At 56.0% G+C, this 15827-nt stretch carries 11 protein-coding genes and 2 pseudogenes; 11 read left to right on the plus strand and 2 right to left on the minus strand.

Annotation, left to right across the window (positions count from 1 at the left end; all coding sequences use genetic code 11):
- The first annotated feature begins 596 nt into the window (after positions 1 to 596).
- The 7 genes and pseudogenes from hsdR (at position 597) to LOY38_RS23715 (ending at position 9800) form a co-directional block, all read left to right on the plus strand.
- Positions 597 to 4073, plus strand: coding sequence for a type I restriction-modification system endonuclease (gene hsdR, locus LOY38_RS23685; RefSeq protein WP_258697291.1), 3477 nt, complete (start codon positions 597 to 599; stop codon positions 4071 to 4073).
- Between the two features lie 79 nt (positions 4074 to 4152).
- Positions 4153 to 4790 (plus strand): annotated as a pseudogene (locus LOY38_RS23690) (hypothetical protein).
- 2 nt (positions 4791 to 4792) lie between these two features.
- Complete coding sequence (locus tag LOY38_RS23695) at positions 4793 to 5497, plus strand: hypothetical protein (protein WP_258697292.1); 705 nt, start codon at positions 4793 to 4795, stop codon at positions 5495 to 5497.
- Positions 5498 to 6181, plus strand: coding sequence for a protein phosphatase 2C domain-containing protein (locus tag LOY38_RS23700; protein ID WP_258697293.1), 684 nt, complete (start codon positions 5498 to 5500; stop codon positions 6179 to 6181).
- A 60-nt stretch (positions 6182 to 6241) separates the two neighbouring features.
- Entirely contained in the window at positions 6242 to 7801 is a 1560-nt protein-coding gene (locus LOY38_RS23705) for a type I restriction-modification system subunit M (RefSeq protein ID WP_258697294.1), read from the plus strand.
- Complete coding sequence (locus LOY38_RS23710) at positions 7794 to 9119, plus strand: restriction endonuclease subunit S (protein ID WP_258697295.1); 1326 nt, start codon at positions 7794 to 7796, stop codon at positions 9117 to 9119. The genes LOY38_RS23705 and LOY38_RS23710 overlap by 8 nt, the downstream gene beginning before the upstream one ends.
- Positions 9120 to 9473: 354 nt before the next feature.
- Positions 9474 to 9800, plus strand: coding sequence for a DUF3077 domain-containing protein (locus tag LOY38_RS23715; protein ID WP_258697296.1), 327 nt, complete (start codon positions 9474 to 9476; stop codon positions 9798 to 9800).
- A 47-nt stretch (positions 9801 to 9847) separates the two neighbouring features.
- Here LOY38_RS23715 and LOY38_RS23720 read toward each other — a convergent pair.
- Together LOY38_RS23720 and LOY38_RS23725 are read right to left on the minus strand one after the other, a co-directional pair.
- Positions 9848 to 10054, minus strand: a pseudogene (locus LOY38_RS23720) (IS110 family transposase); the annotation flags it as partial.
- Positions 10055 to 10218: 164 nt separating this feature from the next.
- Positions 10219 to 12120 (minus strand): potassium transporter Kup, encoded by a 1902-nt coding sequence (locus LOY38_RS23725; RefSeq protein WP_258697297.1) that lies wholly within the window; start codon positions 12118 to 12120, stop codon positions 10219 to 10221.
- Between the two features lie 288 nt (positions 12121 to 12408).
- On the opposite strand from LOY38_RS23725, the gene rimO reads away from it, so the two are divergent.
- The 4 genes from rimO (at position 12409) to LOY38_RS23745 (ending at position 15792) form a co-directional block, all read left to right on the plus strand.
- Positions 12409 to 13746 carry a 30S ribosomal protein S12 methylthiotransferase RimO gene (gene rimO, locus LOY38_RS23730; protein ID WP_258697298.1) on the plus strand — a complete coding sequence of 446 codons (1338 nt, stop codon included), beginning with the start codon at positions 12409 to 12411 and terminating at the stop codon, positions 13744 to 13746.
- Between the two features lie 124 nt (positions 13747 to 13870).
- Entirely contained in the window at positions 13871 to 14344 is a 474-nt protein-coding gene (locus tag LOY38_RS23735; RefSeq protein WP_258697299.1) for an acetyltransferase, read from the plus strand.
- Positions 14345 to 14535: 191 nt separating this feature from the next.
- Positions 14536 to 15246: an rRNA pseudouridine synthase gene (locus LOY38_RS23740; RefSeq protein WP_258697300.1), complete on the plus strand. Its 711-nt coding sequence runs from the start codon at positions 14536 to 14538 to the stop codon at positions 15244 to 15246.
- 75 nt (positions 15247 to 15321) lie between these two features.
- Positions 15322 to 15792 carry a DUF1456 family protein gene (locus LOY38_RS23745; RefSeq protein WP_258697301.1) on the plus strand — a complete coding sequence of 157 codons (471 nt, stop codon included), beginning with the start codon at positions 15322 to 15324 and terminating at the stop codon, positions 15790 to 15792.
- Positions 15793 to 15827 lie beyond the last annotated feature (35 nt).

Consider the following 15827-nt stretch of genomic DNA (forward strand, 5'->3'; position numbering starts at 1 on the left):
AATCCCTGTGGGAGCGGGCTTGCTCGCGAAGACGGACTGACATCCACCATTGATGTCGACTGACCCGCCGCTTTCGCGAGCAAGCCCGCTCCCACAGAGAATGTCATCGCCCAGCAGGTCCAGATCCATCTGGACCTCCGGATGATAGATAACGCCCCAAACCATCCACAGCTCCTTTAGTCTTTCCTGGCGTACCGCGCCCGCATATCGTCGTGGCTGACTGCATCTGCTTGTTCAAAATCGAGCAATCGCCCCCGGACCAAGGCTTCAATTATCGGATCCTCAAGCTCATCGATCATTTCCTGGGACACATCAACGTTACTAATGACCACTGTCACTCTATTCACCTCTCACCCGTTATCCTGCGCATACACGTATTTTTGTGCGCAGAACATCGCGTCGAATTGAACATAGATCAAGCTAGCGACCAACAGGAGAAACCCCCAGACACAAAAAAGCTCAATGCAGTGGGCGCTGGGACTAAGCCCTGCCAAGCCATAGGCAAACCTGGTCAATCTTGAGTAAGCTCAACGCAACATTTGCGCAACCAAGTTCAACTAAGCGCAATCAAGGGACGAGCATGCATAGGATTGACCATGGCCGCGAACAGTAACTTCTCCTTCCTCCAGGAACACGACCCCGTTTTCCTTCAGCTTGCGAGCACGGCCGAACAGATCTTTGCCAGCGATCCCAACACCACCCTGATGAAGCTGCGGCAGCTGGGCGAAGCCTTGGCTCAAGACTTGGCCAGCCGGGCCGGTATTGATTTCGATGCAACTACCACGCAGTCGGACCTACTTTACAAACTAGGTCGGGACATCCAGCTGGATCAAAAAATCCGCGACCTGTTTCGAACACTTCGAGTCGAAGGCAATAAAGCCACCCACCAATTTCGAACTCAACACCGTGAGGCGATGGATGGGCTCAAGGTCGCCCGTGCTTTAGCCATTTGGTACCACCAATCGTTCGGTAAAAATGGCGACCAGTTCCAACCTGGCCCCTTTGTAAAACCGGACGACCCCAGCGCCCCGCTGCGCGATCTACAAAGCCAGATTGAGCAGCTGAAAGCACAATTGAGTGAGTCTAGCCAGAAGCTTGAAAGCAACCAGCAGTTGACTGAGTTGAAGAAGCGCGAGGCCGAAGAGTATTCCGTTCTAGCAGAGCAAATGGATGCTGAATCGCGCCTTTATCAGCAGCAAGCCAAACAGCATGAAGCCGAGCTAGTAAAGTTGCGCGTAGAGCACGAGCAACGCATTAGCGCCTTGCAAATTCAGCTAATGACTCAGCCTCAAGCCTCATCACAGGTCATGCATCTCACTATGCAGGCCACCCATAAGTTCGACCTGAGTGAGGACCTCACCCGTATCCTCATCGACCAGCAACTCGTTGACGCGGGATGGGAAGCTGACTCCCTCGATCTGAGGTACAGCAAAGGGGCCCGACCAGAGAAAGGCAAAAACAAAGCCATCGCTGAATGGCCTACCAGCAGTCCAAAAGCCTGTGCTGACTATGTCTTATTTGCAGGTTTGACGCCGGTAGCCATCGTTGAGGCCAAGCGCAAACGCATCAATGTTGCAGACCGCATTCCCCAGGCCGAGCGTTATTCTCGCGAATTCAAGTTCGCCCCAGAGCATGTACAGCCATGGCTACTCGCTGGGCACTCCGCCCCCTGGAATGATGGTGAAGGGTCAAGTTTCCAAGTGCCCTTTGCTTTTGCCTGCAATGGTCGCCCGTACATCAAGCAGCTCGCCGAACATTCCGGGACCTGGTTCCGAGATCTGCGTAGCTCGGCCAACACATCCCGGCCACTGCAAGATTTCCATAAACCCAATGATCTGCTGGACCTGCTAAAACGCAGCCAGGCAGAGGCCGAAGCCAAGCTTAAGGCAGAAGGCTTCGCCTATCTGAAGTTGCGTGATTATCAGGAAAAGGCGATCCATGCAGTAGAACAAGCGTTAGCCAACAATCAACGCGATTGCTTGCTTGCCATGGCCACCGGCACAGGTAAAACCCGCACCATCATCGGCTTGATGTATCGTTTCCTGAAAACTGAGCGCTTCAAGCGCATTCTGTTTCTGGTCGACCGTAGCGCTCTCGGCCAACAGGCTATCGATTCGTTTAATGACACCGCCCTTGAGCAAAACCACACACTCGCTCAGATCTACGACATCAAAGAGCTGGGCGATATGGCAGCCGAGGCGGAAACCCGTATCCAGGTGGCCACCGTGCAGGCTATGGTCAGCCGCATTTTCCGCTCTGACAGACCACCGTCGGTAGGCGCATTCGACTGCATCATCGTTGACGAAGCCCACCGTGGTTACACCCTCGACCAAGAGATGAGCGAGGGTGAGCTGGCTGTCCGTGATCACAATCAGTACCTATCACAGTACCGCCGCGTACTGGATTATTTTGACGCATGCAAAATCGGCCTGACCGCTACCCCAGCAAAACACACCAGCGAGATTTTCGGTAAACCAGTGTTCACCTACAGCTACCGCGAAGCCGTAGCGGATGACTGGTTGATCGACCATGAACCACCGATCCGCTACGAAACCCAACTCAGCAAAAACGGCATCCGATTTGAAAAGGGAGAGAAGGTCAGCATCATCGATACCCAGACCGGTGAAATTGATGTCGCCGAACTGGAAGACGAACTCAACTTCAATATCGAATCGTTCAACCGCCGGGTGATCACGCCTGCTTTTGACAAAGTGATCTGCGATGCCCTTGCCAATGAGCTGGACCCCTTCGGCGAAGAAAAAACCATGATCTTCTGCGTCAACCAGGCCCATGCCGAACGGGTGAAAAACCTTCTGAACGCTGCCTTCAAAGACGCCTACGGTGAGCAATACAACCAAGCGACAGTTCAAATCATCACCGGCCAGAGCGACAAAGTTGAACAACTGATTCGTAAGTACAAGAACGAACCACACCCCAGTATCGCGATCACAGTAGACCTGCTCACCACCGGCATCGACGTGCCGAAAATCTGCAACCTGGTGTTTATGCGCCGGGTGCGCTCACGCATTCTCTATGAACAGATGAAAGGGCGCGCTACCCGCCGTTGCGATGAAATTGGCAAAACGGTTTTCCGCATCTACGACCCCGTCGACCTCTACGCCAGCCTGGAAGCTGTCGACACCATGAAGCCTCTGGTGAAGAACCCGAATGTTTCGCTAGAGCAATTGGTCAGCGAACTCACCAGTGATGCCAGTCACGACGCTCCCGGCAATCAGGACGACAGTAGCCACGCCCATGATGTACTCGACGTACTCAGCCAGCGCATCATGCGGATTCTGCGCAAAGCTGACCACAAAGCGGAGACCAAGCCCTCTCTGAAGAAAAAGCTCGAGGAGCTTGAAGACATTTGGGGCGTAGAACCCGCCAAACTACACAAACACCTGCACGAACTGGGGCCACAGCAGGCGGCCCAGTTTATTCGCCAGCATAGCCAGCTGCTGACCCAACTGGATGCCGTCAGCAACCTAATGGGCTCGGACAACTATCCGATTATCTCCACCCACCGCGACGAACTGATGGTGCGAGAGCAAAGCTACGGTGTTTATCACAAACCCCAAGACTACCTCGAAAGCTTTCACGACTTCGTCCACAGCCAGCTCAACCAATCCGCCGCTCTAGGCGTAGTAGTCAATCGGCCGAGAGACCTGACTCGCGAACAACTGCGCAATGTTCGCTTGCTACTGGATCAGCATGGGTTCAGCGAAGTCAGCCTGAAAAGCGCCTGGCGCAACCAGACCAACCAGGAAATCGCTGCCAGCATCATTGGTTACATCCGCCAAGCCGCTATCGGAGAAGCTCTGCTGCCCTTCGAGCAACGCGTAGCCAACGCTATGCAAAAAATCTATGCACTTGAGCAGTGGACGCCGGTACAACGCAAATGGCTTGATCGCTTGGCAAAACAATTGGTGCACGAGGTGATCATCGACCCACAACAGGTCAACGAAGCCTTCCAGAACGATGGCGGCATCAAAAGCCTGAATCGCCACCTCGGCGGCAAACTGGATAAAGTACTGGAAGCCTTGAATGACAATCTTTGGCCAGAAGTCGGCTGAGCCTGTTGACAGGCGCTAAACAAAAACGGCTACACTGTCCTCAGTCCTAGGACAGAGGACAGTAGCTATCCGAGGCCATATGAAGAGTCAAGACGTAGTTTTACTGATCAAACTGATTTGCCTGGAACAGCGTGAGAGTTCGCAGCGCAAGCTTGACAGCGAAACAGCAGAACTGATCAAGCTCAGCGATACCGACGCAGTAAAACAATGGCAAGGCTGGGAAGACGACTCGGAACAAGATCCGCCAGTCCATCACGAGAGCTACTCTGTTCGCGCCCTGGAAGCCTCACTTGGCATCAGCAAAACCGAGGTCGGCGCGGCATTGAAACGCTGTCTGGAGATCGGATTATTACGCGTCGACCCAAGCTCCCATTTCATTCGAGTCAACAGCAAAGCACTGTTAGGTTTTATCGAACACGGCTTGCGTTATGTCTTTCCGGTAAAACCCGCAGAAATTGTTCGCGGCATCCCAACCAGCTTTTCCGCCCCCGTTTTACAGGACAAACTGATGAGCGGTGGCGACCTGATCTATGTTTGGCCAGACGCCTATGGCTCTCGTAAAGGACAGTCCATCACCCCCTGTTCAAGACAGTACCGGGCGCCGTCAAAAAAGACCCTCGGCTGTATGAATACCTGGCGCTGATCGATGCCGTTCGCCTGGGTAATGCCCGGGAAGCCAATCTTGCTAATCAAATTCTGCGCGAAAGGATTCTCTAGACATGAGCCGAACACAAAACATTGAGATGCTCGAAGTCGTCGCCAAGGCGCTCGGCGAAGACCTCTGCCAAGAGGTCGCCTTCGTCGGCGGTTGCACAACAGCCTTGATGCTGACCGATGAATTCAGCCTGGAAGAGGTGCGCTACACCGACGATGTCGACCTGGTCGTGCACCTGACCGGCTATGCCCAGTGGCAACAGTTGGTGGAACAGCTCAAGCAAAAAGGTTTCAAGCAATCGCAGCAGGATGAAGTCATCTGCCGCATGCGCCTCGGCGAGCTGAAAGTCGACTTCATGCCCGCAGACGCCGAAACCGCAAACCTGCTGGGCTGCAACAACCGTTGGTTTAAAGATGGCTTGGCCAGCGCGCAATGGCACGAACTACCCAGCGGTCGTCGCATTCGCCTGTTCAGCCCGCCCTACTTCCTGGGCAGCAAACTTGAAGCCTACGCTGGCCGTGGAGCCCAGAACCCACTTGGCAGCCAAGACCTAGAGGACATACTCAATCTGGTTAACGGTCGCGAAGAACTACCGAATGAAGTCGCGTCTACCGCCCCTGAGCTGCGTTCCTATCTGTCTCAAACACTGGCAGAACTGCTGGGGAATAACGATTTTGGCTACCTGGTACAGGATGCCGCTCACGGCGATAGCGAACGTGAACAGATCATCTGGCAGCGTTTGCACCAAATCGTCCAGGTCTCCGCCTGAATGGTCGCAACGATTAGATGGCTCACCCAGGCAGGCACCCACACGGAGGATAACCGTGATGCCTTCGCCCATGCCGCGCAGGCACTTGCTGGTGTCTACCTGATTGCTGATGGCAGCAGCAGTCATCCTCGCAGCGGGGAGCAGGCCCAAGCTCTGCTCAATGAGCTAACCATAAGTTTTAGCCAGCTACAAATGGCTGAACTGAACGCCGAGCAACTGGCCGAAGCGCTGCTGCAGATAATCGCCCGCAGCCATCAAATGCTACGTGATGATTTCCCCCTCGCGGCCTGCAGCTATCTGGTGCTATGCCTGCTTCCCGATACTGCATTCACTATCCATGAAGGTGACTGCTGCCTTGGCGCCATTGAACATGACGGTGAAATCAGATGGCTGAGTGCTGTACATTGCGCCCCTAACTGGCTGGGCGACCTTACCCATGCGCAGATTGCGCGGGCGTCATCGCGTCATACGTTGACCCGCTGCTTCAGCGCCAGGCGAACGAGCAGCCCTGAAATCAATTACTGGCCTGCCCGTCCCAACCAACACTGGTTGCTGGCGAGCGATGGCTTCTGGGCCGGCTTGAGTGCCCAGCGACAACAGACATTTTTGCGCGACGGCCACCTGCCCGCCCCGCCCACCGATGACGACATCAGTTGCCTGAGCGTTATCACGCGAACGACTTGATGAGCCGAACCGCTCACCCTTTTCGACTCATATTCAGAGCCATTTTTTAGAGTACTTCCCATGAACAACAGCGACATCGTCCAGAAGCTCTGGAACCTTTGCGACGTCCTCCGCGACGACGGCATCAACTACAGCGACTACGTCACCGAACTGGTGTTGCTGCTGTTTATCAAAATGGAATTTGAACAGGTTCAGAACAACGACAGCTTCAGTCACAAGCTGCCCGAAGGGGCACGCTGGCCGGACCTGAATGGAAAGTCCGGTCTGAATCTGCTCAACCACTACCGGCAGATGCTGCTCGATCTGGGCAAAAATACTGACCCGTTAATCGCCGCCATTTACGCCGATGCCCAGACACGCCTGAAAGAGCCGCGCCACTTGGAGCAATTGATCAAAAGCCTCGACGGCATTGATTGGTTCAGCGCCCGTCGTGATGGCCTCGGCGATCTTTATGAAGGCCTGCTGGAAAAGAACGCCAGCGAAACCAAATCCGGTGCCGGCCAGTACTTCACCCCGCGTCCGCTGATTGACAGCATCATCAACTGCATCAAGCCTCAGGCCGGTGAAACTATCCAAGACCCGGCGGCGGGCACCGCAGGCTTCTTGATTGCCGCAGATGCCTATATCAAAGGCCACACCGACGATCACTACGACCTAGACGAAAAAGCTCGAAGCTTCCAGCGAAACCGTGCCTTTGTCGGTGTAGAGCTGGTGCCTGGCACCCGTCGCCTGGCGCTGATGAACACCCTGCTACATGGTATGGAAGGTGATGAGGAAGGCGTGGTCCATTTGGGCAACGCACTCGGCCAAACCGGGGCCAACCTGCCGAAAGTGGATGTAATCCTTTCCAACCCACCGTTCGGCACAGCAAAGGGCGGCGGCGGTCCTACCCGCGACGATCTCACTTACAAGACCAGCAACAAGCAGTTGGCCTTCTTGCAGCACATCTACCGCGGCCTCAAACCCGGTGGCCGCGCCGCCGTGGTGCTGCCGGATAACGTGCTGTTTGAAACTGCAAACGCCGGCATTGAAGTACGCCGCGACCTGATGGACAAATGCAATCTGCACACCATCCTGCGTCTCCCGACCGGTATCTTCTATGCCCAAGGCGTGAAGACTAATGTGCTGTTCTTCCAAAAGGGCGCCATCGATAACCCCCGTCAGGATCAAGACTGCACACAGCGCGTGTGGATCTATGACTTGCGCAGCAACATGCCCAGTTTTGGCAAGCGCACGCCGTTTGGCGCAGCCCACCTCAAGCCTTTCGAAGATGCCTATGGGGAGGACGCCAATGGCATCAGCCCGCGCGCGGAGAATATTGAGGGCATCGGCGAGCTCAGCCGCTTCCGCGTGTTTACCCGCGAACAGATCAAGGAGCGTGGTGATTCGCTGGACATCAGTTGGCTGAAGGATGCGGACAGTCTGGATGCGAACGACTTGCCGGCGCCAGAAGTATTGGCAGGCGAGGCTATGGCTGAGCTGACCGAAGCCCTGCATGAGCTGGAGGAGCTGATGAAGGCGCTAGGGGCTAACGATGAAGTGGCGGCACAAAAGCAGTTGATGGCGGAGGTGATGGGATTGGCGGTGACTCAGGAGAATAAGGAGAATAAGGATGAATAAGCTACCTCAAGGTTGGGTTACTTGCAGTCTCGCTAGCATTGGCCAAATCGTCACAGGTAAAACCCCCAGTACAAAGGAGCCACAGTTCTATGGCGGAAAAATCCCCTTCATTAAACCCAGCGACCTTAATCACTCAGGCCCCATCTTTCATACAGAAAACTATTTGACAGAAACCGGTGCAGCTGAAGTCGCTAGCCTCCCACCGAAAAGTATTGTTGTGACCTGCATTGGAAACCTTGGAAAGGTTGGCATTACAACAACAACTTCCGCGACCAATCAGCAAATAAATGCAGTGATTCCAGAGAATGGAGTCAATCCGATTTTTTTATTCCACTACTGCAAGACACTGAAGCAGTGGCTTGAAAGCGAGTCCTCTGCGACAACAATCTCTATCGTAAATAAGGGCATATTTTCTACAGCGCCAGTACCCCTGCCGCCGTACGCAGAACAAATTCATATCGCCCAAAAACTCGATGAACTGCTGGCCCAGGTCAACACCCTCAAAGCCCGCATCGACGCCATCCCCACCCTGCTCAAACGCTTCCGCCAATCTGTATTAGTAGCTGCGATTTCTGGACGTTTGACGGAGGAGTGGCGGGAATGCGGCCAAAGTGCCCCCCCCCATGACTGGCGTCAAGTAACAGTAGGCGATCTTTGCAAGCTAAAAAGTGGGATAGCGATTTCCGCTGACTATGAAAAGGACTTTGGCGACTTTAAATACTTCAAAGTTGGAGAGATGAATATTGAAGGGAATGAGTTTTTTCTCCAGCACACGGATCGATACTTATCAAAAGGCGATGCGCCGGAAAAGTCCATGATGCCAAGCGGGAGCATTTTGTTCCCAAAGCGAGGCGGGGCAATCGCGACAAACAAAAAGAGAGTTCTGAAAGACCCATCATTTGTTGACCTGAACATCATGGGAATTATTGTTCCAGCAGATGTCGAGACCATGTATATCTATCATTGGTTCGAAACGATTGACTTAGCCAAGCTGAACACTGGCTCTACAATCCCTCAAATCAACAATACCGATATAGCTCCGCTTGAAATCCCGCTCCCCCCTCAAGCAGAACAAACCGAAATCGTCCGCCGAGTCGAACAACTCCTAGCCTTCGCCGAGCAACTCGAAGCCAAAGTCGCCTCGGCCAAAAGTCGTATCGACCACCTGACCCAAAGCATCCTGGCCAAAGCTTTCCGTGGTGAACTCGTCCCCCAAGATCCAAACGATGAACCCGCCAGCGTGCTGCTGGAGCGTATCAAGGCCCAGCGTGCCGCCGCACCCAAAGCCAAGCGTGCGCAGAAAGGTGTGCGCGTTTAGTTTTGTTTACTCAAGGTATCGCAATATCAGATGACGCCCGCAGACCTTGTAGGCAAACTCCGAATCGTCCTTTTTGGGCACTTTGATGCCTTGTTGGGCTTTTCTTCGACGGGATACTCTCCGGACGTCGCTGACCATTCAGCGATCGGGCTTGGAAACCCGTCGAGCGAATAGTAACAACGTACCCAACATGACCGCAGACCTTTACGGCTGCAATCTTGTGTCATGGCGGTTGTGCGCGGGACGTCTTCGGACGTGCCGGTTTCCTAGGCTCCCGGTTTTCCAACCTGCGCACAGCTGCCACCCATTCGCTTGGAAACGAACGTGGCAGTTCTTCAAGCTTAGGGAATAGACATGACCAAAATAGATTCAACCGCGATTTCAGAACTAAAAACCATCGGCCTCACCCCGCTCATCTACTGCTCGGATCAGGCGTTGTTCAACGTCCGCGCCGGCGTCCCCATTGTTGATGCATTGTCACAAGCCTCCGATCTGCTATTCCTCGCCAAATCATTTACCGAGGATGCAGCCTACATAAAAGACACCGACCGCCACGCCTGGGCCGCGCATTATTTGACGGCTATGTCCAAGGCAGTGATTGATGATGTGGTGAAGGTGCTTACACCTCGACCTGCTCGGACAAAGACTGAATCTGAAGAAGAGATACCTGAAAGCAAGTAAAGGCACTCAAATCACCTGTGGGAGATTCTATGGTTGAGGGGAAGCCCTCAACCGGCTTTTGGTTGGTATTCGCTCTGCCCTTTCAGCAGAGCGAATACGATCCGAGCAAGCTTGCGAGCCAGTATCACCAGCGCCTGAGTGGTGCTGAAGCCTCGAGCTCTTTGCTCTTCGTAAAAGCCTTTCCAGGCAGGCGTACGGCTGGCCGACATGGCTGCATTGTGCAAAAGCCGGCGGGCTTCCGGGTCACCTCGCTTGGGCTTGCCCGCGATGGCGGCAGCAGATCCAACATTGATGTGCCAGACATACCGCTATCGCGGGCAAGCCCGCTCCCACAGGGTTCTTCGTTGGATTGGGATCAAATGCCGGTCAATAAAAAGCCCCCGCTACCTTCATGGCAACGGGGGCTTTTTCATGCGGCTTACATCTCGACTTGCGTACCCAACTCAATCACCCGGTTCAGCGGTAAATTGAAGAACCGCAGATTACCGTTGGCATTCTTCAACATAAAGGCGAACAACGCCTCTCGCCAGCGGGCCATGCCTTCGAGCTTGGAGGCGATGACCGTCTCGCGGCTGAGGAAGTAGGTCGTGCGCATCGGGCTGAAATTCAGGTCATCCAGATGGCACAGTTTCAAGGCCTCAGGCACATCCGGCTCGTCGATGAAGCCGAAATGCAGGATCACCCGGAAGAACCCTTCGCCGTAGGAATCGACCGCGAAACGCCGTTGCGGCGGGACGCGCGGGATGTCTTCGTACACCACCGTCAGCAACACCACTTGCTCATGCAGCACCTGGTTATGCAGCAAGTTGTGCAGCAGCGCGTGAGGCACGGCGTCCGGGCGAGCGGTAAGGAACACAGCGGTGCCCTGGACCCGATGCGGCGGTTGCACGCGGATGCTGCTGATGAAGATCGGCAGCGGTAGCCCGCCCTCGTCCAGCCGATCCACCAGCAGCTCTTTACCGCGCTTCCAGGTGGTCATCAGGATAAACAGCACGATCCCCGCCAGAACCGGAAAGGCACCACCCTGAATGATCTTCGGCACGTTGGCGGCGAAGAACAGCCCGTCCACCAACAAGAAGCCGATCAATATCGGCACCGTCAGCACCGGCGGCCATTTCCAAAGCAGCAGCATCACCGCCGACACCAGAATGCTGGTGATCAGCATGGTCCCGGTCACGGCGACACCGTAGGCCGAGGCCAGCGCACCGGAAGACTCAAACCCCAGCACCAGCAGAATCACCCCGACCATCAGCGCCCAATTCACTGCACCAATGTAAATCTGCCCCTGTTCGGCACTGGAGGTGTGCTGAATGCGCATGCGCGGGATGTAGCCCAACTGAATCGCCTGACGGGTCAACGAGAACGCACCGGAGATCACCGCTTGCGAGGCGATGACGGTGGCCAGCGTCGACAGGATCACCAGAGGAATCAACGCCCAGCCTGGCGCCAACAGGTAAAACGGGTTACGTGCAGCTTCCGGGTCTTCCAGCAACAAGGCGCCCTGACCGAAGTAGTTCAGCACCAACGCCGGCAGCACCAGCGCGAACCAGGCACGAGCGATCGGCTTACGGCCGAAGTGGCCCATGTCTGCATAAAGCGCTTCGGCACCGGTCAAGGCCAGCACGACCGCGCCGAGAATCGCCACCCCCATGCCCGGATGCACAATGAAGAAACGCACACCCCACACCGGATTGAGTGCATTGAGTACTTCAGGATGTTTGATGATCCCGCTGATGCCGAGTACACCCAGCACCACAAACCACGACACCATCACCGGGCCAAACAGCTTGCCGATGCGGTCCGTGCCGTGTTTCTGGATCAGGAACAACCCCACCAACACGATCAGCGACAATGGTACGACCCAACGATCCAGCCCCTCGAACGCCAGTTCCAGCCCTTCCACCGCCGATAGAACGGAAATGGCTGGGGTGATCATGCTATCGCCATAAAACAGCGCAGCACCGATCAATCCCAGAATCACCAATAGCGCGCGCAACTTCGGATAAGGCGTCGAAGCACGACGAGCCAGTGCCGTCAGCGCCATGATCCCGCCTTCACCCTGATTGTCGGCGCGAAGAATGAACAGCACATATTTAATCGAAACGACCCAGATCAGCGACCAGAAAATCAGTGCCAGAATCCCGAATACTCCGTCATGGTTGACCGGAACCCCATAATGCCCGGCAAAAACCTCTTTGAGGGTGTACAACGGGCTCGTGCCGATATCGCCGTAAACCACCCCGACCGCCGCGACCAGCATGCTGATCGGCTTCGCCGCCGAATGCCCGCCGGCTATCGCCTGACTACTTGCCTGCCCCATCCAAAACTCCTACTACTCAGACCCGGACTTCATCGAAGAAGCACTATGCTTTGTCGTGCAGCATGCACTTTTTTACTTGTCGTTACAGACCTTTTATTGACTGCAAAAATCGGTAAAGCGTAACGGCGCGAAGCATAGCGCAGCACTCGTCGTATTTCCCTGCATAAAGCTGGTCAAGTGCGCCGCCCATCGCTAGAATTGCGCACTTTTTGATCAGAGGCGCAGCTTAGCGCCCGTTTGTCGCCTTGCCGTCTTCGGCTGGAGGCGTCACAAATACCGAGGTTAGACATGTCCACCACTCCTGCGCCGGCCAATCCAAAGGTTGGCTTCGTATCCCTGGGTTGCCCGAAAGCACTGGTCGACTCCGAGCGCATCCTTACCCAACTGCGCATGGAAGGCTATGACGTTGTGTCCACTTATCAGGACGCCGACGTCGTGGTAGTCAACACCTGCGGCTTCATCGACTCGGCCAAGGCCGAGTCCCTGGAAGTGATCGGCGAAGCCATCAAGGAAAACGGCAAGGTCATCGTGACCGGCTGCATGGGTGTCGAAGAAGGCAATATCCGCAACGTGCACCCAAGTGTGCTGGCGGTGACCGGTCCGCAGCAGTACGAGCAAGTGGTCAACGCCGTGCACGACGTCGTGCCGCCGCGTCAGGATCACAACCCGCTGATCGACCTGGTGCCGCCCCAAGGGATCAAACTGACCCCGCGCCACTATGCCTACCTGAAGATTTCCGAAGGCTGCAACCATAGCTGCAGCTTCTGCATCATCCCGTCGATGCGCGGCAAACTGGTCAGCCGCCCGGTCGGTGACGTGCTCGACGAGGCCCAGCGCCTGGTCAAGTCCGGCGTCAAAGAGCTGTTGGTGATTTCCCAGGACACCAGCGCCTACGGCGTCGACGTGAAATACCGCACTGGTTTCTGGAACGGCGCGCCGGTGAAAACCCGCATGACCGAACTCTGCGAAGCCCTGAGCACCCTCGGCGTCTGGGTGCGCCTGCACTACGTTTACCCGTACCCGCACGTCGACGAGCTGATCCCGCTGATGGCCGCCGGGAAAATCCTGCCGTACCTGGACATCCCGTTCCAGCACGCCAGCCCGAAAGTCCTCAAAGCCATGAAACGCCCGGCCTTCGAAGACAAGACCCTGGCGCGGATCAAGAACTGGCGCGAGATCTGCCCGGACCTGATCATCCGTTCGACCTTCATCGTCGGCTTCCCTGGCGAAACCGAAGAAGACTTCCAGTACCTGCTGAACTGGCTGACCGAAGCCCAGCTCGACCGCGTCGGCTGCTTCCAGTACTCGCCGGTTGAAGGTGCACCGGCCAACGATCTGGACCTGGAAATCGTTCCGGACGACGTCAAGCAAGACCGCTGGGAGCGCTTCATGGCGCACCAGCAGGCCATCAGCTCGGCGCGCCTGCAAATGCGCATCGGCCGTGAGATCGAAGTGCTGGTCGATGAAGTCGACGAGCAAGGCGCAGTCGGCCGTTGCTTCTTCGATGCCCCGGAAATCGACGGCAACGTGTTCATCGACAACGGCAGCAACCTGAAGCCAGGCGACAAAGTCTGGTGCAAAGTGACTGACGCCGACGAATACGACCTGTGGGCTGAACAGATCTAAACGCAAAAATACAAAAAGCCCCGCCCTCTTGAAGAGATGCGGGGCTTTTTTACGTCTATCGTTTTGTGGGAGAAAAAGCTCGCAGCATTACGGAAACGGCTCTTAACAGAAGGAGCAAGCGGCCATGCGCCAACATTCGGTCATTCACACACCGAAACAGAGCGACTACGAAGAACTCACCCAAGTGTGGGAAGCCTCGGTGCGCGCTACCCATGACTTTCTGCCCGACACCTATATCGAACTGCTGAAGAACCTGGTGCTGACCCGCTACCTCGACGCCGTCATGCTGATCTGCACCAAAGACTCGCGCCAGCGCATTACCGGGTTCGCCGGCATCGCGGCGGGCAAGATCGAAATGCTCTTCATCGATCCAGACCACCGTGGCAAGGGCCTGGGCAAGCAATTGCTGCGCTATGCCCTGGAACACCTGAACGCCGATGAGCTGGACGTCAACGAGCAGAACCCGCAGGCCCTGGGCTTTTACTTCAAGCAAGGCTTCGAAGTGATCGGCCGCTCCGAGCACGACGGCATGGGTCAGCCCTATCCGTTGCTGCACATGCGTTTGCGTCAGGCGCAACAACGTACGCGCAGCGGCTGACACAACATGAAACCCTTGTGGAAGCGAGCCTGCTCGCGAAAGCGGCCTATCAATCGACATTGATGTTGAAGCTCATGACGCTTTCGCGAGCAGGCTCGCTCCCACATTAAAAGCACATGAGGCAAATGGACCCGCGATTAACCGGCGCCAGGCAGGTACAATGCCCACCCCTTTTTTGTTACGGCCCTGTCATGACTGACCCGATTCGTCTCTCCAAACGCCTCATCGAACTCGTCGGCTGCTCCCGTCGGGAGGCTGAGCTGTTCATCGAGGGCGGCTGGGTCACCGTGGACGGTGAAGTCATCGACGAGCCGCAGTTCAAGGTCGACACCCAGAAAGTCGAACTTGATCCCGAAGCCAAGGCCACCGCACCAGAGCCGGTGACCATCCTGATGAATGTCCCTGTGGGCATGGACGCGGAAACGGCCATGGCGACCCTCAGCGCCGCGACCCTGAGCGAAGAACACCGCTATGGCAAACGTCCGCTCAAGGGCCACTTCCTGCGCCTGACCGCCAGCGCCGACCTGCAGGCCAACGCCAGCGGTCTGCTGGTGTTCACCCAGGACTGGAAGATCCTGCGCAAGCTCACCGCCGACGCCAGCAAAATCGAGCAGGAATATGTGGTCGAAGTTGAAGGCGACATGGTGGCTCACGGTCTCAACCGCCTGAACCACGGCCTGACCTACAAGGGCAAGGAACTGCCGCCGGTCAAAGCCAGCTGGCAAAACGAAAACCGTCTGCGCTTTGCCATGAAGAACCCACAACCGGGTGTGATTGCCCTGTTCTGCCAGGCCGTCGGCCTCAAGGTCGTCGCCATCCGCCGCATCCGCATCGGCGGCGTGTCCATCGGCAAAGTGCCCGCCGGGCAATGGCGCTACCTGTCCGGCAAAGAGAAGTTCTAAGACTTTTCCCGCCGCCACACATTTCGGCGCTGCAGCTTTATGCGGCGCCCACAGCGAACTATCAGGACTGCACACATGATTCATAACGACGTACTGCGCAGCGTGCGCTACATGCTCGACATCAGCGACAAGAAAGTCATCGAGATCATCAAGCTCGGCGGCATGGACGTGTCCATGGAAGACCTGCTGACGTACCTCGACAAGAAAGAGGAAGACGAGGAAGGCTTCGTACGCTGCCCGGACGAGGTCATGGCGCATTTCCTCGACGGTCTGGTGATCTTCAAGCGCGGCAAAGACGAAAGCCGTCCACCGCAGCCGATCGAAGTGCCGGTGACCAACAACATCATCCTGAAGAAATTGCGCGTGGCCTTCGAGTTGAAGGAAGACGACATGCACGCCATCCTCAAGGCCGCCGAGTTCCCGGTATCCAAGCCTGAGCTGAGCGCGCTGTTCCGCAAATTCGGCCACACCAACTACCGCCCGTGCGGCGACCAGTTGCTGCGCAACTTCCTCAAGGGCCTGACCCTGCGCGTGCGCCCGCAGTAACGTGCGAGACGGATCTGATCTGTGAACGCTGTGTA

The organism is Pseudomonas sp. B21-015 (assembly GCF_024749285.1).
Classification (GTDB): Bacteria; Pseudomonadota; Gammaproteobacteria; order Pseudomonadales; family Pseudomonadaceae; genus Aquipseudomonas.

What these genes read in the sequence shown, in the direction of transcription:
- hsdR (WP_258697291.1), top strand. Translation starts at nt 597, where the DNA reads ATGGCCGCGAACAGTAACTTCTCCTTCCTCCAGGAACACGACCCCGTT.
- LOY38_RS23695 (WP_258697292.1), top strand. Translation starts at nt 4,793, where the DNA reads ATGAGCCGAACACAAAACATTGAGATGCTCGAAGTCGTCGCCAAGGCG.
- LOY38_RS23700 (WP_258697293.1), top strand. Translation starts at nt 5,498, where the DNA reads ATGGTCGCAACGATTAGATGGCTCACCCAGGCAGGCACCCACACGGAG.
- LOY38_RS23705 (WP_258697294.1), top strand. Translation starts at nt 6,242, where the DNA reads ATGAACAACAGCGACATCGTCCAGAAGCTCTGGAACCTTTGCGACGTC.
- LOY38_RS23710 (WP_258697295.1), top strand. Translation starts at nt 7,794, where the DNA reads ATGAATAAGCTACCTCAAGGTTGGGTTACTTGCAGTCTCGCTAGCATT.
- LOY38_RS23715 (WP_258697296.1), top strand. Translation starts at nt 9,474, where the DNA reads ATGACCAAAATAGATTCAACCGCGATTTCAGAACTAAAAACCATCGGC.
- LOY38_RS23725 (WP_258697297.1), bottom strand. Translation starts at nt 12,120, where the DNA reads ATGGGGCAGGCAAGTAGTCAGGCGATAGCCGGCGGGCATTCGGCGGCG.
- rimO (WP_258697298.1), top strand. Translation starts at nt 12,409, where the DNA reads ATGTCCACCACTCCTGCGCCGGCCAATCCAAAGGTTGGCTTCGTATCC.
- LOY38_RS23735 (WP_258697299.1), top strand. Translation starts at nt 13,871, where the DNA reads ATGCGCCAACATTCGGTCATTCACACACCGAAACAGAGCGACTACGAA.
- LOY38_RS23740 (WP_258697300.1), top strand. Translation starts at nt 14,536, where the DNA reads ATGACTGACCCGATTCGTCTCTCCAAACGCCTCATCGAACTCGTCGGC.
- LOY38_RS23745 (WP_258697301.1), top strand. Translation starts at nt 15,322, where the DNA reads ATGATTCATAACGACGTACTGCGCAGCGTGCGCTACATGCTCGACATC.